Here is a 21,811-nt window from a genome sequence, read left to right as displayed (position 1 = left end):
CTGACAGCGCCCAAGAACGACACCAAGAAAAACACCAAGAACAACACGCGGAGGAAACCCCCATGTATCTCGAAAAGCTTCGTCTCGATGGTAAGGTCGCCCTGGTAACGGGCGGCGGCCAGGGCATCGGCCTTTCCACCGTCGAAGCGCTCGCCGAGGCCGGCGCCAAGGTGATCATCGCTGATCGCGACGAGGCGGTGGCGAAGACCGGCCAGGCGAGCCTGAAGGCGAAGGGCTACGACGTCGACGTGGTCGTGATGGACGTCACCGACTCGGCCCGCGTCAACCAGGTCGCCGACGACGTCGTCGCCAAACACGGCAGGATCGACATCCTCGTCAACAATGCCGGCATCGCCCGCAGCATGACGCCGGCCGAGACGGTCACCGACGAGCACTGGCTGAACGTCATCGACGTCAATCTGAACGGCACCTTCTGGTGCTGCCGCGCCTTCGGCAATTACATGCTGAAGGCCGGCAGCGGCTCGATCGTCAACATCGGCTCGATGTCCGGCTTCATCGTCAACAAGCCGCAGGAGCAGGCCTTCTACAACGCGTCAAAGGCGGGCGTGCACCACCTCACCAAGTCGCTGGCGGCCGAATGGGGCGCGCGCGGGGTCCGCGTCAACGCCGTGGCGCCGACCTATATCAACACGCCGCTGACCGCCTTCGTGAAGGACGATCCGAAGATGTGGGACGCCTGGATCGGCGGCACACCGATCGGCCGCATGGGCGAGACCGACGAAATCGCCTCGGTCGTGCATTTCCTGGCCAGCGACGCCGCCAGCCTGATGACCGGCGCGATCGTCTCGGCCGATGGCGGCTATACCTGCTGGTAGTCAGCCGGCTTCGAGGCGGGATCGACAGGAAAGCGCGCCATCGGCGCGCTTTCGCGTTTCAGCCGGCGCCGAGCGGCGGGTCGCTTTCGCCGGGGACCAGTTCCATCGGCCAGATCTTCTGCACCATCCCTTGCGGATACTGGTCCTTGTAGGCCGGCATCATGGCGAGCAGCGATTGCGCCAGCTCGACGCCGACATCGTGCAGCGACAGGCGGTGACAGGTCAGCGTCGGCGACAGGAAACGCGCCTGCGGGCTCTGTCGCAACCCGATGATCGCCATGTCGCGGCCCGGCATCAGCCCCGCGTCATGCAGGCGGCGATAGAAGCCGATCGCCAGGTTCTCGTTGACCAGCACGACGGCGGTCGGGCAGTCCGGCAGCGACAGCAGCCGGTCGCAGATCTCATAGCCGCCGCGCTCGGTGATCTCGCCGCGGATGGCGATATCCGGATCATAGGCGATGCCGTGATCGGTCAGGGCGCGCCGATAGGCATCCTCGAAGATGTAGCTCAGATTGATGCCCCTCGCCGTATTGGCGAGCGCGATGCGGCGATGGCCACGCGCCACCAGCCGGGCGACCGCCCCCGCGGCGACCCCTTCGAAATCGACGTCGATCCAGGAATGGTCGCCGCCCGACTCGCTGCGCCCGAGCGTCACGAAGGGAATGCCGCGCTCGATCAGGAAATCGATGCGCGGGTCGATGCGCTGGGTTGCCGAGATGAGCAGGCCATCGACGAACTGGCGCGAGACGACGCGGCGGACATGGTCATAGGGATCGTCCTCCGACGAGCAGGGCAGCACGACGAGATCGAGCTTGTGGCGGGCGAAGACGGTCTGCACGCCGTCGAAAACGGTCATGAAGAAAGTATCGCCCTGCGACGTCGTCTCGATATTCGTCTCGATGGTGAAGCCGATGACGTTGGTGGTGCCCTGGCGCAGGCTGCGGCCCGACTGGTTCGGCACATAGCCGAGCGCCTCCGCCGCCGCGAGCACGCGCTTGCGGGTCTCGGGATTGACGTCGGCGCGGCCGTTCAGGGCGCGCGACACCGTGCCTATCGAGATGTTCAGGTGCTGTGCCAGCGCCTTGATGCTCACCAGTCTGCCTCCCTTTGCCCGCGCGCTGCCCCAACGGCCGCCTTGCGTACATCATTTGTGACGCCGCGTGCACCACCTCCACGCGTGCGGTCTGTCGTTCGCCGCCTCCCGGGATCTTGACAAGCGTACCTCAATACGATGTCATCGTAAACGTTTACGGCCTTGTTGCGTCGCACCGTAAACGTTTGCGGCGCAACGTATGAGGATAATGGGCCGTGGGAGGAAGTTTGGAATGCAGCGCGCCGTTCTGATCGGTTGCGGAGCGATGAGCCGTGCCTGGCTCGCCGCCGCCAAGACCATCGATGACCTGACGATCGTCGGCCTCGCCGACATCAATCCCGACGCGGCCCGGGCCCGCGCCGCCGAATTCGAGCTTGGCGACATCGTCATCGCGACGACCGTCGAGGAGCTGATCGAGAAGGCCCGGCCCGACATCCTGTTCGACGTCGTCGTGCCCTCGGCCCGCCACCACATCGTCTCGACCGCGCTCGCCGCCGGCTGCCACGTCCTCTCCGAGAAGCCGATGGCCGAGACGCTCGACCAGGCGCGCGACCTGATCGCCCGCGCCAAAACGGCCGGCAAGCTGCATGTCGTCGTGCAGAACCGCCGCTACCTCGAAGGCGTGCGCCGCATCCGCCGCGCCATCGACGAGGGCGCGATCGGCGACGTCACCTCGATCCATTGCGATTTCTTCCTCGCCCCGCATTTCGGCGGCTTTCGCGAAGAAATGGACCATGTGCTGCTGCTCGACATGGCGATCCACACCTTTGACGCCGCCCGCTTCATGTCGGGCACGGCGCCGGAAGCCGTCTATTGCCGCGAATGGAACCCGAAGAACTCCTGGTACAAACAGGGCTCCTCGGCCGCCGCGATCTTCGAGCTCGGCGACGGCGTCATCTTCAACTATCGCGGCAGCTGGTGCGCCGACGGGCTGATGACGAGCTGGGAATCTTCATGGCGTATCGTCGGCACCCAGGGAACGCTCGTCTGGGACGGGCATCAGGACCTTCGCGCCGAGATCGCGGGACAAGCGATCTCCGGCCTCTTCTCCGAGGTGGCCGCCACCGGGATTCCTCCCCTCGGAACGTCCGACCGGACGGGCGGCCACCTCGGTGTCGTGCAGGATTTCATCGCCGCGACGCGCGGCGGGCCCGAGCCGGAGACGGTCGGCCACCAGAACATCAAGAGTCTCGCCATGGTCTTCGGTGCGATCGAGAGCGCCGAGACCGGGCGTCGCGTCGAGATCACGATCTGACCCAACCCACGATCTGACCCATGCCGGATCGCGCCGCCTTCGTTTGAAATCGCTTCAGGGAATGATGCCTTGACCACCAATCCGCTTCTCGACATCCGCATCGGCACGATGATCCGGGCGAACCTGCCCGACCCGGCCGCCTATGTTCGCGAGATCCTGCCGCTCGGCTTCGAATCGATCGAGCCGTTCTTCTGGCAGACGCTGGGCGGCAAGGACATTCCGAAGCTCGCCGCCGAGCTCAAGGAAGCGATCGGCGACGCCGCCGTCGTGATCGACACGCTCGGCATGTTCGGCAATCCGCTCGAGACGACCGAGATCGACCAGCAGACGCTCGAGGGCTGGAAGACGCTGATCGACAACGCGCATCTGTTTGGCGCGAAGACGATCGCCGGCTTCACCGGCCGCATCCGCGGCAAGTCGATCGAGGAGAGCCTGCCGCGCTACAAGGAAATCTGGAGCGATCTCGCCAAGCGCGCCGCCGACAAGGGTGTGCGCCTCGCCTTCGAGAACTGCGCCATGGACGGCAACTGGGCGACCGGCGACTGGAACATCGCCCACAATCCCGACGCCTGGGAGCTGATCTTCAACGAGACGCCGGACGACAATATCGGTCTCGAATGGGAGCCGTGCCATCAGATGGTCTATCTGATCGACCCGATCCCGCAGATCCGCAAATGGGCGCCGAAGATCTTCCACGTGCACGGCAAGGACGCGACCATCCGCTGGGACGTCATCCGCGAGAGCGGCGTGTTCGGCAAATATCCCTTCGTGCAGATGCGCTCGCCCGGCTTCGGCGACAGCGACTGGACCCGCATCATCAGCGAGCTTCGCCTCGCCGGCTACACCGGCACGATCGACATCGAGGGCTGGCACGACCCGGTCTACCGCAACGCGCTGGAGATCACCGGCCAGGTCAAGTCGCTCAACCATCTGAAGGAGGCCCGCGGCGGCCTGACCTTCGTTCCCAACCCGGCCTGATCCCTCGTCGGCCGGACATCACGACCCCGCCGGGCTCCGGCGGGGACTGCCGGGGCGATTGCCCCGCCACGCGGGAGGAGCGTGGGTTCGATTGCTCGCCACCAAGGAGGAAACGATGGCGAATTTTGCGAAATACTGGCTGGGCGCCGCCGGCGTCCTGGCGCTGACCGCCGCCGCGTCGGCGGAGCCGGTCGAACTCAATGTCTGGACGATCGATCGCCAGGCGGACCCCGGCTACAATTACGTGATGGCGGACGAGTTCATGAAGCTTCACCCCGACATCAAGATCAACATCAAGCGCGTCGAGTTCGCCGACTGGGCGAATGACGTGATGCGCGCCGTCGCCACCGGCACGACGCCCGACGTCTCCTATGTCGACAATCCCAACACGCCGTTCCTGTCGGCCAAGGGCGCGCTGCTCGACCTCTCGCCCTTCATCGCCGAATCCGAGATCGTCGACACCTCGAAGATTTTCCCCGGCCCGCTCTCGACCGTCACCCGCGACGGCAAGATCTACGGCCTGCCGCGCGGTTCCAACACGCTCGCGCTCTTCTACAATGCCGACATGTTCAAGGCCGCCGGCCTCGATCCGGACAAGCCGCCGCAGACCTGGGAAGAGCTCTACGAGACGGCCAAGAAGCTGACCGACCCGGCGAAGAACGTCTATGGCCTCGCCTTCTCGGCCAATGCGAACGAGGAAGGCACCTTCCAGTTCCTGCCCTGGGCGCAGCAGACCGGCGCCGATTTCGACCACATCGCCGAGGACGGCTCGGTGCGCGCGCTCGAAGTCTGGAAGAAGATCCTCGACGAGAAGCTCGCCTCGCCCGACACGCTGATCCGCGGCCAGTATGACTCGACCGCCACCTTCAACGCGCAGAACGCCGCCATGGCCATTTCCGGCCCGTGGGAGCTGCCGCGCATGGCGAAGGACGCCAAGTTCGACTATCGCGTCGCGCTGCTGCCGGTCGAAAAGGTCGGCGACCCCCGCGCCTCGGCGCTCGGCGAGGGCAACAACGTGATCTTCGCCAAGACGCAGCATCCGAAGGAAGCCTTCCTCTATCTCGAATACATGTATTCGCAGATGCCGCGCGTCTGGAACGAGTTCGGCTTCCTGCCGTCCTATCCGGTCGAGGCCAAGGACCCGCGCTGGCCGGCGCAGTATGAGGTCTTCGCGGAATCGATGAAGTATGCCCGCGCCCGCGGCCCGTCGCCGGAATGGGCGAAGATCTCGAAGGCGATCTCGGACGCGATCCAGCAGACGCTGACGCACCAGACCGACGCCAAGACGGCGCTGGCCGCCGCGCAGACGAAGATCGACGGCATCGTCAAGAAATAGGCGTTCGAGCCCGGTGAAAGCCGTCATCCCGGGACAAGTCCGGGATGACGGCGGACGTCGGATTTCAGCGGCGCCCCCAATGCCCCTCCAAGGAGACCGCCCATGTCGGCGCTTTTGCGCAGCCTTCGCGACGGACGCGGCTTCGACGCCGCGCTGGCCTGTCTTGCGCTCGCCTATCTCTTCGCCTTCTCGGCGTTTCCGCTGATCTACAACATCGCCATGTCCTTCCAGGAAGTGGACATGTTCTCGCTCGGCGACCTGATCCGGCCGTTCGTCGGGCTGGCGAACTACAAGACCCTGTTCGCGGCGCCCGAGTTCTGGCCGATCATGGCCAACACGGTGATCTTCGTCGTGCTGTGCATCGTGTTCCAGCTCGGCATCGGCTTCGGCCTGGCGCTGTTCTTCCAGCAGGATTTCATCGGCGCCAGCTATCTGCGCGGCCTGTTCCTGGCCGCCTGGATCATCCCGGCGCTGGTCGCCGGCGCGATCTGGAAATGGATCTTTGCCGGCGATTTCGGCGTGTTGAACTACCTGCTGCTCTCGTCCGGCCTGATCAATGAGAAGATCTTCTGGCTGTCGACGCCGGCGATCTCGCTCTATTCCGTCATCATCGCCAATGTCTGGCTCGGCATCCCGTTCAACATGATCCTGCTCTCGGTCGGCCTCGCCGGCATCCCGAAGGACATGTACGAGGCGGCCTCGCTCGATGGCGCCGGCCCGTGGAAGCGCTTCTGGCACATGACGCTGCCGATGATGCGCTCGACCCTCGGCGCCGTCGTCTGCCTCGGCATTATCTTCACGCTGCAGCAGTTCGACCTGTTCGCCTCGCTGACCCAGGGCGGCCCGGCCAACGCGTCCAACGTCGCGCAATACTGGTCCTGGCAGCTGTCGTTCCAGAACTACGACATCGCCACCGGCAGCGCCGTGTCGGTGCTGATGCTGGGCTTGGTCATCGTCGTCGCCTTCCTCTATGTGCGCTCGACGCGCCAGGAACATCGGGCCTGAGGAGAACCCATGAAACGCTACGTACTCCTCGTCATCGCGCTCGGTTTCCTCGCGATCTACCTGTTCCCGCTCTACTGGATGTATCTGACCGCCTTCAAGCCGTCGTCGGAGACCTTCACCTTTCCGCCGCGCTTCTGGCCGACCGATCCGCAGTTCAACTTCGCGAAAGTCTTCGTCGAGAAGAAGATGGACGTCTATCTGTGGAACTCGCTGGTCGTCGCGGTCGGCACCACGGTCATCGCCGCCCTGATCGGCACCGGCGCCGCCTATGCGCTCGCCCGCGTCCGCAGCGTCTGGATGGATGTCGCCCTGTTCCTGATCCTGATGATGCAGGTGCTGCCGCCCTCGCTGATGGCGACGCCGATCTTCGTGCTGTTCAACCAGATCGGCCTGATCGAGACGCCGCGCTTCGCCGTCATCCTGGCGCAGACGGCCAAGGTGCTGCCGCTCTACATCGTGCTCTGCCGCACCTCGTTCATGCAGATCCCGAAGGAGCTCGAGGAGGCGGCCCGCGTCGACGGCGCCTCGCGGCTCAGCGCGTTCCTGCGCATCATCGTGCCGCTGGCGAGAAACGGCATCCTCGTCACCTCGGTGCTGATCTTCCTGCAGTCCTTCGGCGAATACGTCTATTCGCGCACGATGATCTCGCAGGAGAATCTGCAGACGGCGACCGTCGGCCTGATGAACTTCATGGGCCCGAACACCACCGACTGGAACGGCATCATGACCTACGCCGTGATCTATGTGACGCCGATCGTCATCGTGTTCATGCTGCTCCAGCGCAAGATCGTCAGCGGCCTCACCGCCGGCGCGCTGAAATAGGCCGTGAAACGCAACGAGCCCCGCCGCCTCAATCCGAGGCAGCGGGGCTCGTTTCTGTTTAGAGCGGATGCGTCCCGCTTACGCGCGCGTCAAGAACGCCGCGTCATAGGGGACCGTGACGCTGCCGCCGGCTTCGTCGACGAGCACCAGCTCGGAGCCCCGCGCCTCGACCGAGGCGACGCGCGTCCAGCCCTCGGGCAGAGCGAGGCCGCCGATGACGTTGCGGACGTCGACCTCGCCGGTCGGATCGAGGTGGAGCGAGGTCGGGATGCCCTCGTCCGACCAAGGGTTCGGCGCGATCGACGCCTTGTGGCCGTGGCCGGCATAGCTGCGGCCCTCCTCGAGGCCGAGCACGCCGACATGGCGGCCGTTCCACGGCTGATAGTCGCGACCGCCATTCGAGAACCACATCATGGTGATCGGATAATCGGCCGGGTTCTTCAGCGACAGGAAGATGTCGCGCTTGTCCGGGCGGATGGCGGCGGCCCAGCCGAGGGGATTCTCGGGCACCTCGACCAATGACAAAAAGTCCTCGTGCCGCGATCCGAACGGATAGACGGTGAGGTCCGCCGTGGTGCCGTCGGCGCGCGGCGCCTTGGTCAGGTCGGTGAAGCGGGAGGGATAGGCGAGCAGCGAGCGGCCGCGCGCCGGATCGGATTCGATCGCGCCCTCCGGCGTGGTGGCGAAACGCTTTGGCGAGAAGGAGAGCCGGCCGCCGCCGTCGAAGCGGGTCATGGCGTGGTTCGCGACGGGAATATGTCCTTCGCCGCCGATGAAGACATGCCGCTCATAGAGGAAGGGGTGGCCGTCGCGGACGGTGAACTCCTTGACGAGCCGCGCGCCCAGCACGCGCTTCACCAGCTCGTAGCGCGCGGTCTGGCCGCCGGCAAAGGGCTCGACGTCGAGAAGCGTCCAGGGCGAATTGGCCGGCCAGCCATGCGGCGGCGCCTCTTCGACGTCGCTGGTCGAGAACGGCGCGCAGAAGAAATCGCCGGAGAGGAAGCGGAGATTGGCGTCGATCGTCTCGTCCTCGACGATCGTCCTGTCGTCGACCCACGGCGCCGTGTGCAGCGGCTCGATGCGGCGGCCGTCCTGCTCGGTCGCGAAGACGCGGACATGGCCGCCCCGGAGATCGAGCGTCGCGCGAACGCCGCTGGCCTCGATCGTGTGAAAATGCCCGTCGCTCATTCCGCTTCCTTCCCGCGTCTCTTGCCATCCGATGCCTCGCCCTGGCGGGACGATCCTCGGCGCACAGAATCTCTCCGGTAGAGAGGGAAGCCCGATCGCCGGCTGCGAACAAGCCCGCATCGCCAACTTCCCTCGCTTCTCCAAAGCCGCGCGGGCGAGGGCGGCGCCATGCCGGCCTTCGCGCCCTGCGTTCGTTCGCCTGGCGTCCGAACGAAATTGCCGGCGCAACCGACGCTCGCCCCTGTTCGGCCATGGCGATATGGTCGATCCTGTCGCGCCACCAAGCCAGACCGGAATCATCAGGACCCCGCATGCCCAGCCCCGCCTCCCCCTCCGCGCCCACGAAGGTCATCTACGACACCGACCCCGGCATCGACGACGCCATGGCGCTGCTGTTCCTCGAATATGCGCCGTCGATCGACCTGATCGGCATCACCACCGTGCTCGGCAACGCCTCGATCGACACGACGACGCGCAACGCGCTGTTCCTGAAGCAGTATTTCGACATCCAGGCGCCGGTCGCGCGCGGCGCCGATCGCCCGCTGGTGATCGAGGCGGCCGACGAGCCGCATCACATCCACGGCGTCAATGGCCTCGGCGACGTGCCGATCCCGGAGACGCTCTCGGTCGCAGAACACGAACTTCCGGCGCATCGCTTCATCATCGAGACGGTGCGGAAATATCCGGGCGAGGTCACCATCGTCGCCGTCGGCCGTATGACCAATCTGGCGCTGGCGCTGCGCGAGGACCCCGGCATCGCCGAGCTGGTCAAGGAAGTCGTCATCATGGGCGGCGCCTTCGGCTATTCCGGCCATTCCGGCAATGTCACGCCGGTCGCCGAAGCCAACATCATCGGCGACCCGCACGCCGCCGACGAGATGTTCGCGGCCAAGTGGCCGATCGTCGTCGTCGGCCTCGACGTCACGCAGGAATGCGTGATGACCACCGCCTACATGCAGGAGCTGCGCGAGAAGGCCGGCAAGGCGGGCGAGTTCTGCTGGCAGATCTCGCGCGTCTACGAGGATTTCTACCGCGCCGCGACCGGCATCGACGGCATCTTCGTGCATGATTCCTCCGCCGTCGCCTATCTGCTCGATCCGAGCCTGTTCAAGACGCGCACGGGCCCGATCAAGGTGGTGACCGAGGGCATCGCCATCGGCCAGACGATCCAGAAGCCGTCGACCCGCTCCTTCCCGCCGACGCCCTGGGACGGCCTGCCGGACCACACGATCTGCACCGCGGTCGACGGCAAGCGCTTCCTCGACCTCTACTTCCAGACAATCGTCGCCGGCGCCGCCGCGCGGGCGTGAGGATGAAGGGCGGCCACCGGCCGCCCTTTCTCACCTCCGGTGCCGGCTGGCACGAACCCCGTGCGTCCTTCGAGACGCCCCTTCGGGGCTCCTCAGGATGATGATTGCGGAGACCGGCATCGCGATGGCGGCATGCCAGCCGTCGCCCCGCGCTCCCCGCCACACCACCCTCCGCCGTCATCCCCGCGAAGGCGGGGATCCATACAGCCGCGCCCCAAGCCGGCTAAACCTCCCAAGGCCTCAGCTGAATGGATCCCGGCTCGGAGGCCGGGATAACGGCGAGCGTGAGGCAACCGCCGGTGCCAAACTTCCCCAAGAGACAGAGCCGGCTCCGACATTCCAGACAGCCCGTCGTCACACCCTCCACCGTCATCCCCGCGAAGGCGGAGATCCATACAGCCGCGCCGCAAGCCGGCTAACCTCCTGACGCCTCGGCGGCATGGATCCCGGCTCGGAGGCCGGGATGACGGCGAGGGTGGGGCTACGGCCGGCACCAGACCTCCCACCCGTGCCTCAGGCGACCTTTGCGCAACCAGTCGAACCGGTATGCGGCGCACGCCTTCCATCATCCTGAGGTGCCCGAGCGCAGCTCGGGCCTCGAAGGACGCACGGCCTTTGTGCAGCCCGTTGATTGCACGGCCGCTCTGCGTGCTTCGAGACGGCCCCTTCGGGCCTCCTCAGCATGATGAGGGTGGCGCTTTGCAGGAAGCGGTGAAGGAACACAGCCTCCCATTGCCAACATTCGGACCCGCCACAGCCCCGCCCTCCCCCGCATTGACTCTGCCGCAACGACAGCCTATCTCTTTCACATAAGTGATCGTCACTCACATATGTGAAACATGTCGACCGCCATCCCCCTTCCGTCGAAGGACGAGCAGCGCGAGCATCTGATGGTGCAGGTCGCGAAGCTCTATTACGACCTTGAGCGGACGCAGAGCGAGATCGCGACCGAGGTCGGGCTGACGCGCTGGCAGGTCGCGCGGCTGTTGCGCGACGCGCGCGAGACCGGTGTCGTCCGCATCGCCATCGTGCCCCGGGCGCAACGCCTGCCGGCGCTCGAATCCCGACTGCAGACCGCCTTCGGCCTGCGCGAGGCCATCGTCGTGCCGGCGCTCGGCGACGGTGCGCTGGCGCAGGACGCCGTCGCCCAGGCAGCCGGGCAATATCTTGCCTCGCTCAGCCCCCGGCCCGGCCTGATCGGCGTATCCTGGGGCCGGACCATGGCGGCCGTCGCGCATTGGCTGCCGCCGGGCTGGAACGACGGCGTGCGGATCGTCCTGATGAATGGCGCGACCAATTCACGATCGGCTCGGCTTGCCACCAACACCGTGGCCGAGCGCTTCGCCGAGAGCGGCAACGGCACGGCGACGCTCTTGCCGGTGCCGGCGATCGTCGGCCGCGCCGAGACGCGCAGCGTGCTCGAGGCCGACCCGGTCATCGCCGATGTGCTGGCGCTGGCCGAGGAAGCGCCCGTCGCCTGCTTCGGCCTCGGCGGCATGGCCGGCTCCGTCCATATCGAATCCGGCTATCTGACTGACCGCGACGTCGACGGCCTCGCGGAAAAGCACGCGGTCGGCGACCTGCTCGGCCGCTTCATCGACGCCGACGGAGCCATCGCCGATCCGGCGCTCGACGCCCGCACCATCGGCCTCGCGCCGGAAAAGCTGCGCGACAAGACGCACGCGATCGGCGTCGCCGCCGGCAAGTCCAAGCACGCCGTCGTCCTCGCGGCGCTCCGCGCCCGCTACGTCAATGTCCTCGTCACCGACGAGGCGACCGCCCTTCATGCCCTAACCGAAATCGCCCATTCCGAAGCCCGGGAGAAAACCCATGCCGGCTGACGGCTCCACGGAGCGCAAAGCTCCGCCGCTCTCCAATGCCCTTACGCGCAATGACGGCACGCCGCTCCGGACCGACTGGTTCGAGGGCGCGCAGGTCAACACCTCCGCCGCCGAGCGCCGCGCCAGCACTCTGACGACCCGCCGCACGGTGAAGAAGGAATATCAGGCCGCCTGGCTGGTGAAGGCGGTGACGCTGATGGACCTGACGACGCTCGCCGGCGACGACACGCCCGGCCGCGTGCACCGGCTCTGCATGAAGGCGCGGCGGCCGTTCCGCGAGGATCTTGTCGAAGCGCTCGGCCTCTCGGACGATCCGCCTGTTGTCGGCGCCGTCTGCGTCTATCCGACCATGGTAGCCCCTGCCGTCAAGGCGCTCGAAGGCTCCGGCATTCCCGTCGCCTCGGTCGCCACCGGCTTCCCGGCCGGGCTGACGCCGCTGAAGCAGAGGCTGGAGGAGATCCACTACGCCGTCGGCGAGGGTGCGCACGAGATCGACATCGTCATCACCCGCGCCCATGTGCTGAATGCCGACTGGCAGGCTCTCTATGACGAGGTCGCCGCCATGCGGGAAGCCTGCGGCGAGGCGCATCTGAAGGCGATCCTCGCCACAGGCGATCTGAAGACGCTCCGCAACGTCTACAAGGCCTCGATGGTCGCCATGCAGGCCGGCGCCGACTTCATCAAGACCTCGACCGGCAAGGAAGACGTCAACGCGACGCTGCCGGTCAGCCTCGTCATGTGTCGCGCCATCCGCGACTACGAGGCGGCGACCGGCTTCAAGATCGGCTTCAAGCCGGCCGGAGGCTTGCGCACCGCCAAGGACGCCATGGCCTGGCTGATCCTGATGAAGGAGGAGCTCGGCAATCGCTGGCTCGAGCCCGACCTGTTCCGCATCGGCGCCAGCTCCCTGCTCGCCGATATTGAACGGCAGATCGAGCATTACGTCACCGGCCGCTATTCCTCCACCATCCGTCACGCGCTCGCCTGAGGGGAACGATCATGGCACTCGTCAAGGACATCCTCGTCAGCATGGATTACGGCCCCGCCCCCGAGGTGAACGAACCCGTCACCGGCTGGCTCGACCTGCACAAGAACGGCTTCAACCATTTCATCGACGGCAAGTTCGTCGCGCCCTCGGAAGGGCAGCGCTTCGCCGTGTTCAACCCGGCCTATGAGACGGAGCTGGCCCAGGTCGCCCAGGGCAGCGCCGCCGATGTCGACAAGGCGGTCAAGGCGGCGCGCAAGGCGTTCAAGTCGTGGTCGGCGCTCTCCGGCCATGACCGCGCCGTCTATCTCTATGCCATCGCCCGCCACATCCAGAAGCGCGAGCGCTTCCTTGCCGTGCTGGAGACGATGGACAATGGCAAGCCGATCCGCGAGACGCGCGACATCGACATTCCGCTGGTCGCCAGGCACTTCTACCATCATGCCGGCTGGGCCGAACTGATCGAGAGCGAGTTCCCCGGCAAAGGCCCGGTCGGCGTCTGCGGCCAGATCATCCCGTGGAATTTTCCGCTGCTGATGCTCGCCTGGAAGATCGCCCCAGCGCTCGCCGCCGGCAACACGGTCGTGCTGAAGCCGGCCGAGTACACGCCGCTCACCGCGCTCGCCTTCGCCGAGATCTGCCGCGAGGTCGGCCTGCCGGCCGGCGTCGTCAACATCGTCACCGGCGACGGCGTCACCGGCAACGCGATCGTCGAGCACCCGGACGTCGACAAGATCGCCTTCACCGGCTCGACCGAGGTCGGCCGCATCATCCGCGAGAAGACGGCGGGCACCGGCAAGAAGCTCTCGCTCGAGCTCGGCGGCAAGTCGCCCTTCATCGTCTTCGAGGACGCCGACCTCGACGGCGCGGTCGAAGGCGTCGTCGATGCGATCTGGTTCAACCAGGGCCAGGTCTGCTGCGCCGGCTCGCGCCTCCTCGTGCAAGAGGGCGTCGCCGAGCAGGTCTATGCCAAGCTGCGCGCCCGCGTGGCCAACCTCCGCGTCGGCGATCCGCTCGACAAGTCGGTCGACATGGGCGCCATCGTCGACCCGGTCCAGCTGAAGCGGATCAAGGAGCTGGTCGCCAAGGGCGAAGCGGAGGGCGCGACGCTCTTCCAGGTTAACGAAGGGTTACCAGCGAAGGGCTGTTTCTTCCCGCCGTCGCTCTTCACCAATGTCGCGCCGGCGTCGACCATCGCCGAGGTCGAGATCTTCGGACCGGTGCTCGCCGGCATGACGTTCCGTACGCCGGACGAGGCGGTGGCGCTCGCCAACAACAGCCGCTACGGCCTCGCCGCCTCGGTCTGGTCGGAGAACATCAACCTGTCGCTCGACGTCGCCGCCAAGCTGAAGGCCGGCGTGGTGTGGATCAACGGCACCAACATGTTCGACGCCGCCGCCGGCTTCGGCGGCTATCGCGAGAGCGGCTTTGGCCGCGAAGGCGGGCGCGAGGGCATGGCCGAATATCTGAAGCCGGTCTCCGACAAGCCGTTGAAGGCAGACGAGAAAATCGCCGCCAAGCTTTCCGCGCTGCCGGTCGCCGACGAGGAAATCTCGGGGCTCCCGTCGATCGACCGGACGGCGAAACTCTATGTCGGCGGAAAGCAGGCGCGGCCGGACTCCGGCTATTCCTATTCGGTGCTCGATCCGAAGGGCCGCCCGGTCGGCCAGGCCGGCCTCGGCAACCGCAAGGACATCCGCAACGCCGTCGAAGCGGCCGGCAAGGGGGGATCCTGGGGCGGCGCGACGGCGCACAATCGCGCCCAAGTCCTTTATTATGTTGCGGAAAATCTCTCCTCGCGCGCCAAGGAATTCGAGGCGCGGATCGTCGCCATGACCGGCGCCTCGGCCAAGGCGGCGGCAGAAGAGGTCGCGGTTTCGATCCGGCGCACCTTCTGGTACGCGGCGCAGGCCGACAAGTTCGACGGCGCCGTGCATTCGACCAAGTCGCGCCACGTGACGCTCGCGATGAACGAACCCTTTGGCACCGTTGGCATTCTCTGCCCGGACGAGGCGCCGCTCTTGGGCTTCGTGTCGCTGGTGATGCCGGCGATATCCATGGGCAACCGCGTCGTCGTCGTCCCCTCCTCCAGCCATCCGCTGGCGGCGACGGATTTCTATCAAGTCCTTGATACGTCTGATGTTCCGGCCGGCGTGGTCAACATCGTCACCGGCGAGCGCGACGCTCTCGCCAAGACGCTGGCCGAGCACGACGACGTGGCAGCGCTCTGGTATTTCGGCTCCAAGGCCGGCAGCGCCATGGTGGAAAAGGCTTCGGCCGGCAATCTGAAGCCGGTCTGGGCCAACCAGGGCATCCCGCGCCGCTGGAATGAGGCTTCGGCGCAGGGCCGCGAATTCCTGCGCCGCGCCACCCAGGTCAAGAACATCTGGGTTCCCTACGGCGAGTAGACGGCGCTCCTCCGCGTCCCTCGGGGAGGCGGAGGAGACCCCTGAAAATCGAAGCCGTTACGCCTCGCCCTCGGCGGGCGCCAACGACACTTCGGCGGTCGGCCGGCCGCCCAAAATGGTGGTCGCGGCAGCGCCAGCCGCCACACCGCGATTGAGACAGATGTCGAGCGGCTTGCCGGCGAGCCGCGCGGCCAGGAAACCGGCCAGGAAGGCGTCGCCGGCGCCGGTGGTATCGGCGACCTCGATTTTCGGCGCCGCCGCCTTCAACCGGATCGCCTGGGTCGCCGCCTCGGCCCCACCAGCGCCGCGCTTGATCACCGCGAGATCGTAGCGCGCCGTCAGGAAGCGGATCTGCGCCGCCTCGTTGCGCGTGCCGGTCAGGCAGGCAGCCTCCTCGGCATTCGGGAAGATGATCGACGCATCGCTGGTCCAGCCGAGGAAGTTCGACGGGCCGACTTCCTCGAGGAAGCTCACAGAAGCGGGATCGACGGTGACGGTGATGCCGCGCGCGCGGGCCACCGCCATCAGCGCCATCACGGCGGCGCGCGGACCCGGCGTGAACAGCGCGTAGCCGGAGACGTGCACGAGATCGAGCTGGTTCAGCATCGAGAACGGCAGGTCGTCGGCCGAAAGCGTGTCATTGGCGCCGCGATCGGTCAGGAAGCTGCGCTCGCCGCCCTCGGAGAGGATGGCGATCAGCATGCCGGTCGCGCGCGTCTCGTCGGCGGAGAGAACCGGCACCACGCCGACCTCGCGCAGCAGCTGTTCCTGCTCAGCGAGATCGCGGCGGCCGACGCGGCCGGCGAAGGCGACGGGAATGCCGAAATGCGCCAGCCAGGCCGCCTGGTTGCAGCCGGAACCGCCGGGATAGAGCCCGATCTTGGCGCGCCGGTCCGAACCGACGACCAGCGGCCCGTCCGGCCGCACGATGACATCGGTCATCACGTCGCCAATGACGAGCATGCGAGGGCGGGGTGGAACGGTGGCAGGCATGGCAAAGCTCGAAATGACGGACTCGAATCGGAAAGCGGCTCAATCTCTCTCCTATAGAGAGGAATGCCGCCGGCATTAAGCTTGAACCGCGCCGCCAAACCCTCCATGTCTGGCATCCGCCCCCATCGCATCGAGGCCCGCATGACCGCCGACAATCCGCTGCTCGCGTCCTGGAACACTCCTTTCGGCGTGCCGCCCTTCGCCGCGATCGAACCGGCGCACTACACGCCCGCGTTTGAGGCGGCGATCTCCGCGCACAACGCCGAGATCGCGGCCATCGCGGATAATCCGGAACCTCCGAGCTTCGACAATACGATCGCCGCGATGGAGCGGGCCGGCCGGCTGCTCGACCGCATCGCCAGCGTCTTCTTCAATTTGACCGGCGCGCATACCAGTGACGAGCTGGAGACGATCGAACTCGATCTGGCGCCCGTACTCGCCCGCCACAGCAACGCGATCTACCAGAACGCCAGGCTGTTCGAGCGCATCGATACGCTGGTCAAGGCGGGCACTGCCGGCCTCGACGCCGAGCAGGCGCGCGTGCTCGACCGCTATCACACCGCCTTCGTCCGCGCCGGCGCCGGGCTGTCGCCCGAAGCGAAGACGCGGGTCGGCGCCATCGCCGAACGGCTCGCGACGCTCGGCACCAATTTCGGCCAGAACGTGCTCGCCGACGAGAAGAGCTGGAGCCTGACGCTCGAGGGCGAGGAGGATTTGGCCGGCCTGCCGGAATTCCTGCGCGACGCGGCGGCCCAGGCAGCCAGGGATCGCGGCCTCGACGGCAAGCATGTCATCACGCTGTCGCGCTCGTCGATCGAGCCGTTCCTGCAGTTCTCCGCCCGCCGCGATCTGCGCGAGAAGGCCTTCGCCGCCTGGGTCGCCCGTGGCGAGGCCGGCAAGACCGACAACCGCGCCATCATCGCCGAGACCGTCGCGCTGCGCGCCGAGCGGGCGAAGCTGCTCGGCTTCGAGACCTTCGCGCATTATCGCCTCGACGATTCGATGGCGAAGACGCCCGAGGCCGCGATGGAGCTGCTTCGCTCGGTCTGGACGCCGGCCCGCGCCCGGGCAATCACCGAGCGCGACTCCCTGCAGGCGCTGGCACAATCCGAAGGCGGCAATTTCGACATCGCCGCCTGGGACTGGCGCTATTTCTCCGAGAAGCGCCGCAAGGCCGAGTTCGATCTCGACGAGAGCCAGCTGAAGCCCTACCTGCAGCTCGACAAGATCATCGAAGCCGCCTTCGACACGGCAACGCAGCTGTTCGGCGTCACCTTCACCGAGCGCTTCGACGTCCCGGTCTATCATCCGGACGTGCGGGTGTTCGAAGTCAGGGATCGCGACGGGAAGCCGGTCGGCCTGTTCCTCGGCGACTATTTCGCCCGTTCCTCGAAGCGCTCCGGCGCCTGGATGAGCGAATATCGCGGCCAGGAGCGGCTCTCGGGCGACATCCGCCCGGTCATCGTCAATGTGATGAACTTCGCCAAGGCGGCCGAGGGCCAGCCGACGCTGCTCTCCTATGACGATGCGCGGACTTTGTTCCACGAATTCGGCCATGGCCTGCACGGCCTGCTTTCCGACGTCACCTATCCGCTGCTCGCCGGCACCAATGTCGCGCGCGACTTCGTCGAGTTCCCCTCGCAGCTCTACGAACACTGGTTCGAGCAGCCGGAGGTGCTGGCGCGCTTCGCGCTGCACTACAAGACCGGCGAGCCGATGCCGAAGGCGCTGATCGACCGCCTGATGGCGAGCCGCACCTTCAACCAGGGCTTTGCCACCGTCGAATACGTTTCCTCGGCGCTGGTCGACCTCGAATTCCACCTGCTGACCTCGACCGAGGGCCTCGACGCCAATGCGTTCGAAGCGAAGATCCTCGGCGAGATCGGCATGCCGGAGGCGATGGTGATGCGGCACCGTCCGCCGCATTTCCAGCACGTCTTCGCCGGCGACGGCTACTCCTCGGCCTATTATTCCTACCTCTGGTCGGAAGTGCTCGACGCCGACGGCTTCGGCGCCTTCGAGGAAGCGGGCGACATCTTCGCGCCTGCGGTCGCCACGAAGCTGCATGATTTCGTCTATGCTGCCGGCAACCGGCGCAAGCCCGACGAGGCCTATCGCGCCTTCCGCGGCCGCGACCCCGAACCCTCCGCGCTCCTGAAGAAGCGCGGCCTACTCGAAGCGGCGGAGTAATCCGCCGCGCACAACCCGCTCCGTTGGCCCGCGATCTCTCGACAATAGGCCCGCGCCACGCCAATTTCTCGGCGCGGCGCTGGCCTTGACCGGAATTATCGCTATTGTCCGCGGCCAAACCTCAAGAGGATCAGCGCCATGGCCGTTTCCAAGACCGACCTTACCCAAATCGAGCTGAAGACGCTCGCCCGCGTTTCGCGTCCCGGCCCCTATGTCGGCCTGAACGGCAAGGCCGTGCAGAAGCTGATCGAGCTCGGCCTCGTGAAGACCCGCGTCAACGGCTATGTGCTGACCGAGGACGGCATCGGCCTGCTGCGCGCCGACGCCGAGTAATCGCGTCCGCGACACCCAACAAGAAAGCCCCCGCGCGGTTGTCCGCCGGGGGCTTTTTCGTTTCTGGCTCGGGCGGCGATCAGTCCGGCAGGACGACGCCGATCTTGGCGAGCAGGCCGCCATCGACCTTGTATTCGCCGCCCGTGCAGAAGGCGGCGCGCGGGCCCGCCAGGAAGGCGATCATCGCGCCGACATCCTCGGGCCGGCCGACCCGGCCGATCGGATGCGCGGCGCCCCAGGAGGCGATCACCTCGTCCTCGGTCTTGCCGTCGAGATTCTCGCTCGCCGCGAAGCGCAGCATCGGCGTGTCGATCGAGCCGGGGCAGACCGCGTTGACGCGGATGCCGTCCTTGGCGTGATCGAGCGCCATGGCGCGGGTCAGCGCCAGCAGGCCCCCCTTCGAGGCGACATAGGCGGCGACATTGGTCTGGCAGGCGATGCCCTGTACCGAAGCGATGTTGACGATCGCGCCGCCGCCCGTCTTGCGCATCACCGGAATGGCGTGATGGGCGGTCAGATAGGTGCCCTTCAGGTTGACGCCGAGCACGCGGTCCCAGTCGGCCTCGCCCATCGTCTCGACGGTGCCATAGGGCTGGATCGCCGCGCTGTTGACGATGATGTCGATGCGCCCGAATTTTTCGACCGTCTCAGCGACCAGCGCCGCGACCGAGGCGTCGTTCGCGACATCGCCGACGATCCCGTGCGCGGTCGCACCCGACGCTTCCAGCGTCGCAACAGCCTTGTCCAGCGCCGCCCTGTCGAGGCCGAAGAGCACGACCGTCGCGCCCTCGTTCGCCAGCGCCTCTGCGCCGCCGAAGCCGATGCCGGTGGCGCCGCCCGTCACGATCGCCACCTTGCCCGCCAATTCCGCCATTCGTCTCGCTCCCGCTATCATTTCTTGTTGTGTGGCTCGGCCCGGAATCGCGCGGCGGCTCACGGCCGGTACCCTGCCATCGTCACGCGGCAAGCGCCATGACCTTCGAGACGGCTCAGGCGTCCTTCGCCAGCAGAACCGCGACGAGGCGAACGAGGCCGTGCCGGACATATTCGGCCACGTCGCCCTCGGGATCGAAGCTCCACCAGAGGAGCGAACCCTGCCACTGCGACGCCATCAGCAGGCCGATGTCCTTCGGCGCCTGCGGTGTGTCGGCGAAGCAGGCCTCGATCGCCTCGGCGAGCTGCTTCTTCCAGCGCGCGCCGCGCGCGCGCAGCAGCGGATCGCGCAGATCCTCGCGCAGCACCAGGAGCCCCTCGGCATAGGCTTCGATCTCGCCATAGTCGGAAAGGCCGACGAGAAGCGCGATGGCGCCTGCCGGCGTGCGCGGCACGGCGGATGCGAGCGCCTCCGTCCGGGCATCGAGCCCGTCCCAAGCCTGCAGCAGCGCCGCCTGTTTCAGGGCCGCCTTGCTGCCGAAGCGCTGAACCAGCGTCGAGCCGGACAGGCCGCAGGCGCGCGACAGGCTCTCGAAGGTCAGCGCCTCGGGTCCCTGCGCCTGGACGATCGCCAGCGCCGCCTCGAGCACGGCCTCATCGGAAAGCGTCTTGCGACGAGCCATGTTGACTCCCATTTATAAACGAACGATCATTTATAAATCGAAGCGAACGATTTGAACAGCAGGAAACCGTGAGATGACCGACCAGGCCAGGCCGCTGCAGGGAAAAGTGGCGCTCGTCGCCGGGGCGACGCGCGGCGCCGGGCGCGGCATCGCGGCGGAGCTCGGCGCCGCCGGCGCGACCGTCTATGTCACCGGCCGCACCACGCGCGAGCGCGCCTCCGAATACCAGCGCCCCGAGACGATCGAGGATACGGCCGAGCTGGTGACGTCGCTCGGCGGCAAAGGCATCGCCGTCCCGACCGATCATCTCGTGCTGGGCGAGGTCCAGGCCCTGGTCGAGCGCATCCGACGCGAGGCGGGCCGCCTCGACATCCTCGTCAACGACATCTGGGGCGGCGAAAAGCTGTTCGAATGGAACAAGCCGGTCTGGGAGCATAATCTCGAGAACGGCCTGCGCCTGCTCCGCCTCGGCATCGACACCCATCTGATCACCGCGCATTACGCCCTGCCGCTGCTGATCGAAAATCCCGGCGGCCTGCTGGTCGAGATGACCGACGGCACGGCCGAGTACAACGCCACGCGCTACCGGCTGTCGCCCTTCTACGACCTCGCCAAGACCGCCGTGAACCGCATGGGCTGGTCGCACGCCAGGGACCTGGCGCCACATGGCGCGACCGCCGTGTCCCTAACGCCGGGCTGGCTGCGCTCGGAAATGATGCTGGAGGCTTTTGGCGTGCGCGAGGAAAACTGGCGCGACGCCATCGCGACGACGCCGCATTTCGCCATCTCGGAAACGCCCCGCTATGTCGGCCGCGCCGTCGCGGCGCTCGCCACCGATCCCGACCGCGCCCGCTGGAACGGCCAGTCGCTGTCGAGCGGCGGCCTGGCGCAGGTCTACGGCTTCACCGACCTCGACGGCTCGCAGCCGGACGCCTGGCGCTACCTCGTCGAGGTGGAGGAGACCGGAAAGCCCGCCGACACCACCGGCTATCGCTAGCGGCTCGGCACGCCGCCAAGCGGCGCGGGCATTGCGGAGCGGAATATCGCCAGAGACAAATACTGCCGAATACGCTTCATGTAGACATCAAGAATTACTCTAAACTCCCAGCATTTACAGATCGGTAGAAACTTCGTGTTTTCTTGGGCGAGAGGAAACGAAAGGAAACACGATGCAGATCACCCGCCTGAGCAAGACCGCGCTCGTCGCATCCATCGCCTTCTTTGCCACGCTGGTGGCGTTCGGCAACATCACGGACTACGGCTCCAACTTCGAGTTCGTGCGCCACGTCCTGATGATGGATACGATCTTCCCGAATGCGACGATCCACTACCGCGCGATCACCAATCCGACGCTGCACCATGCCTTCTACATCCTGATTATCGCGGCCGAGACGCTGACGGCGATCCTGTGCTGGATCGGCACCTTCGCCATGCTCGGCCGGCTCGGCGCCGACGCGCGCTCGTTCAACCGGTCGAAGAAGTGGGCGATCGGCGGCCTCGCCTTCGGCTTCCTGGTCTGGCAGGTCGCCTTCCTGTCGATCGGCGGCGAGTGGTTCGGCATGTGGATGTCGCAGACCTGGAACGGCATCGAATCCGCCTTCCGCTTCTTCATCACGATCATCGCGGTCCTGATCTTCGTCTCGATGCCGGATACCGAGCTGGACGCCTGAACCGGCGTCGCC

19 protein-coding genes are annotated in these 21,811 nt (G+C 66.5%); 14 read left to right on the top strand and 5 right to left on the bottom strand.

The window, feature by feature from the left end; translation table 11 throughout:
• The first annotated feature begins 62 nt into the window (after positions 1–62).
• The gene (locus K32_RS24855) at positions 63–836 is read left to right on the top strand and encodes an SDR family NAD(P)-dependent oxidoreductase (RefSeq protein ID WP_201402048.1); all 774 of its coding nucleotides are present in this window, start codon (positions 63–65) and stop codon (positions 834–836) included.
• 58 nt (positions 837–894) lie between these two features.
• Here the strand turns inward: K32_RS24855 and K32_RS24850 are convergent, their stop codons facing one another.
• The gene (locus K32_RS24850; protein WP_201404662.1) at positions 895–1,932 is read right to left on the bottom strand and encodes a substrate-binding domain-containing protein; all 1,038 of its coding nucleotides are present in this window, start codon (positions 1,930–1,932) and stop codon (positions 895–897) included.
• A 229-nt stretch (positions 1,933–2,161) separates the two neighbouring features.
• Here K32_RS24850 and K32_RS24845 point away from each other — a divergent pair, with 229 nt between their 5' ends.
• From K32_RS24845 to K32_RS24825, 5 genes are all read left to right on the top strand, one after another.
• Positions 2,162–3,184 (top strand): Gfo/Idh/MocA family protein, encoded by a 1,023-nt coding sequence (locus K32_RS24845; RefSeq protein ID WP_201402047.1) that lies wholly within the window; start codon positions 2,162–2,164, stop codon positions 3,182–3,184.
• A gap of 108 nt (positions 3,185–3,292) precedes the next feature.
• The gene (locus K32_RS24840) at positions 3,293–4,162 is read left to right on the top strand and encodes a sugar phosphate isomerase/epimerase (protein WP_201404661.1); all 870 of its coding nucleotides are present in this window, start codon (positions 3,293–3,295) and stop codon (positions 4,160–4,162) included.
• Positions 4,163–4,277: 115 nt separating this feature from the next.
• Entirely contained in the window at positions 4,278–5,498 is a 1,221-nt protein-coding gene (locus tag K32_RS24835) for a sugar ABC transporter substrate-binding protein (protein ID WP_201402046.1), read from the top strand.
• Between the two features lie 102 nt (positions 5,499–5,600).
• Entirely contained in the window at positions 5,601–6,503 is a 903-nt protein-coding gene (locus K32_RS24830; RefSeq protein WP_201402045.1) for a carbohydrate ABC transporter permease, read from the top strand.
• Between the two features lie 9 nt (positions 6,504–6,512).
• The gene (locus K32_RS24825; RefSeq protein WP_201402044.1) at positions 6,513–7,325 is read left to right on the top strand and encodes a carbohydrate ABC transporter permease; all 813 of its coding nucleotides are present in this window, start codon (positions 6,513–6,515) and stop codon (positions 7,323–7,325) included.
• 78 nt (positions 7,326–7,403) lie between these two features.
• Here K32_RS24825 and K32_RS24820 read toward each other — a convergent pair whose 3' ends face one another.
• Positions 7,404–8,513 (bottom strand): hypothetical protein, encoded by a 1,110-nt coding sequence (locus tag K32_RS24820; protein WP_201402043.1) that lies wholly within the window; start codon positions 8,511–8,513, stop codon positions 7,404–7,406.
• A 311-nt stretch (positions 8,514–8,824) separates the two neighbouring features.
• Between K32_RS24820 and K32_RS24815 the strand changes: the two genes are divergently transcribed.
• The 4 genes from K32_RS24815 (at position 8,825) to K32_RS24800 (ending at position 15,057) form a co-directional block, all read left to right on the top strand.
• Positions 8,825–9,823: a nucleoside hydrolase gene (locus K32_RS24815; RefSeq protein WP_201402042.1), complete on the top strand. Its 999-nt coding sequence runs from the start codon at positions 8,825–8,827 to the stop codon at positions 9,821–9,823.
• A gap of 839 nt (positions 9,824–10,662) precedes the next feature.
• The gene (locus K32_RS24810; RefSeq protein ID WP_201402041.1) at positions 10,663–11,664 is read left to right on the top strand and encodes a sugar-binding transcriptional regulator; all 1,002 of its coding nucleotides are present in this window, start codon (positions 10,663–10,665) and stop codon (positions 11,662–11,664) included.
• Complete coding sequence (gene deoC, locus K32_RS24805) at positions 11,654–12,652, top strand: deoxyribose-phosphate aldolase (protein ID WP_201402040.1); 999 nt, start codon at positions 11,654–11,656, stop codon at positions 12,650–12,652. Before K32_RS24810 ends, deoC begins: the two co-directional genes overlap by 11 nt.
• Positions 12,653–12,663: 11 nt before the next feature.
• Positions 12,664–15,057 (top strand): aldehyde dehydrogenase family protein, encoded by a 2,394-nt coding sequence (locus K32_RS24800; RefSeq protein WP_201402039.1) that lies wholly within the window; start codon positions 12,664–12,666, stop codon positions 15,055–15,057.
• Positions 15,058–15,114: 57 nt separating this feature from the next.
• Here K32_RS24800 and K32_RS24795 read toward each other — a convergent pair whose 3' ends face one another.
• The gene (locus K32_RS24795; RefSeq protein ID WP_244669739.1) at positions 15,115–15,999 is read right to left on the bottom strand and encodes a carbohydrate kinase family protein; all 885 of its coding nucleotides are present in this window, start codon (positions 15,997–15,999) and stop codon (positions 15,115–15,117) included.
• A 192-nt stretch (positions 16,000–16,191) separates the two neighbouring features.
• On the opposite strand from K32_RS24795, the gene K32_RS24790 reads away from it, so the two are divergent.
• Together K32_RS24790 and K32_RS24785 are read left to right on the top strand one after the other, a co-directional pair.
• A complete protein-coding gene (locus K32_RS24790; protein WP_201402037.1) occupies positions 16,192–18,240 on the top strand; it encodes a M3 family metallopeptidase in 2,049 nt (682 codons plus the stop codon).
• A gap of 138 nt (positions 18,241–18,378) precedes the next feature.
• Positions 18,379–18,573 (top strand): hypothetical protein, encoded by a 195-nt coding sequence (locus K32_RS24785; RefSeq protein WP_201402036.1) that lies wholly within the window; start codon positions 18,379–18,381, stop codon positions 18,571–18,573.
• A 79-nt stretch (positions 18,574–18,652) separates the two neighbouring features.
• On the opposite strand, the gene K32_RS24780 is transcribed toward K32_RS24785, so the two are convergent.
• The gene (locus tag K32_RS24780) at positions 18,653–19,447 is read right to left on the bottom strand and encodes an SDR family NAD(P)-dependent oxidoreductase (protein WP_201402035.1); all 795 of its coding nucleotides are present in this window, start codon (positions 19,445–19,447) and stop codon (positions 18,653–18,655) included.
• A gap of 115 nt (positions 19,448–19,562) precedes the next feature.
• Entirely contained in the window at positions 19,563–20,129 is a 567-nt protein-coding gene (locus K32_RS24775; protein ID WP_201402034.1) for a TetR/AcrR family transcriptional regulator, read from the bottom strand.
• Positions 20,130–20,202: 73 nt separating this feature from the next.
• Between K32_RS24775 and K32_RS24770 the strand changes: the two genes are divergently transcribed.
• Entirely contained in the window at positions 20,203–21,126 is a 924-nt protein-coding gene (locus K32_RS24770; protein WP_201402033.1) for an SDR family oxidoreductase, read from the top strand.
• 172 nt (positions 21,127–21,298) lie between these two features.
• A complete protein-coding gene (locus K32_RS24765; protein WP_201402032.1) occupies positions 21,299–21,799 on the top strand; it encodes a DUF2165 family protein in 501 nt (166 codons plus the stop codon).
• Positions 21,800–21,811: the final 12 nt, after the last annotated feature.

The organism is Kaistia sp. 32K (genome assembly GCF_016629525.1).
Classification (GTDB): Bacteria; Pseudomonadota; Alphaproteobacteria; order Rhizobiales; family Kaistiaceae; genus Kaistia.
The sequence above is the reverse complement of the archived record's forward strand: the minus strand, read 5'-3'. Positions and strand labels throughout refer to the sequence as shown.

Excerpts from the sequence above, each read along its gene's own strand:
- K32_RS24785 (WP_201402036.1), top strand. The coding sequence starts at position 18,379 with ATGGCCGTTTCCAAGACCGACCTTACCCAAATCGAGCTGAAGACGCTC.
- K32_RS24765 (WP_201402032.1), top strand. The coding sequence starts at position 21,299 with ATGCAGATCACCCGCCTGAGCAAGACCGCGCTCGTCGCATCCATCGCC.
- K32_RS24775 (WP_201402034.1), bottom strand. The coding sequence starts at position 20,129 with ATGGCTCGTCGCAAGACGCTTTCCGATGAGGCCGTGCTCGAGGCGGCG.
- K32_RS24820 (WP_201402043.1), bottom strand. The coding sequence starts at position 8,513 with ATGAGCGACGGGCATTTTCACACGATCGAGGCCAGCGGCGTTCGCGCG.
- K32_RS24845 (WP_201402047.1), top strand. The coding sequence starts at position 2,162 with ATGCAGCGCGCCGTTCTGATCGGTTGCGGAGCGATGAGCCGTGCCTGG.
- K32_RS24815 (WP_201402042.1), top strand. The coding sequence starts at position 8,825 with ATGCCCAGCCCCGCCTCCCCCTCCGCGCCCACGAAGGTCATCTACGAC.
- K32_RS24790 (WP_201402037.1), top strand. The coding sequence starts at position 16,192 with ATGACCGCCGACAATCCGCTGCTCGCGTCCTGGAACACTCCTTTCGGC.
- K32_RS24780 (WP_201402035.1), bottom strand. The coding sequence starts at position 19,447 with ATGGCGGAATTGGCGGGCAAGGTGGCGATCGTGACGGGCGGCGCCACC.
- K32_RS24810 (WP_201402041.1), top strand. The coding sequence starts at position 10,663 with ATGTCGACCGCCATCCCCCTTCCGTCGAAGGACGAGCAGCGCGAGCAT.
- K32_RS24795 (WP_244669739.1), bottom strand. The coding sequence starts at position 15,999 with ATGACCGATGTCATCGTGCGGCCGGACGGGCCGCTGGTCGTCGGTTCG.
- K32_RS24830 (WP_201402045.1), top strand. The coding sequence starts at position 5,601 with ATGTCGGCGCTTTTGCGCAGCCTTCGCGACGGACGCGGCTTCGACGCC.
- K32_RS24800 (WP_201402039.1), top strand. The coding sequence starts at position 12,664 with ATGGCACTCGTCAAGGACATCCTCGTCAGCATGGATTACGGCCCCGCC.
- K32_RS24835 (WP_201402046.1), top strand. The coding sequence starts at position 4,278 with ATGGCGAATTTTGCGAAATACTGGCTGGGCGCCGCCGGCGTCCTGGCG.
- deoC (WP_201402040.1), top strand. The coding sequence starts at position 11,654 with ATGCCGGCTGACGGCTCCACGGAGCGCAAAGCTCCGCCGCTCTCCAAT.
- K32_RS24855 (WP_201402048.1), top strand. The coding sequence starts at position 63 with ATGTATCTCGAAAAGCTTCGTCTCGATGGTAAGGTCGCCCTGGTAACG.
- K32_RS24840 (WP_201404661.1), top strand. The coding sequence starts at position 3,293 with ATGATCCGGGCGAACCTGCCCGACCCGGCCGCCTATGTTCGCGAGATC.
- K32_RS24770 (WP_201402033.1), top strand. The coding sequence starts at position 20,203 with ATGACCGACCAGGCCAGGCCGCTGCAGGGAAAAGTGGCGCTCGTCGCC.
- K32_RS24825 (WP_201402044.1), top strand. The coding sequence starts at position 6,513 with ATGAAACGCTACGTACTCCTCGTCATCGCGCTCGGTTTCCTCGCGATC.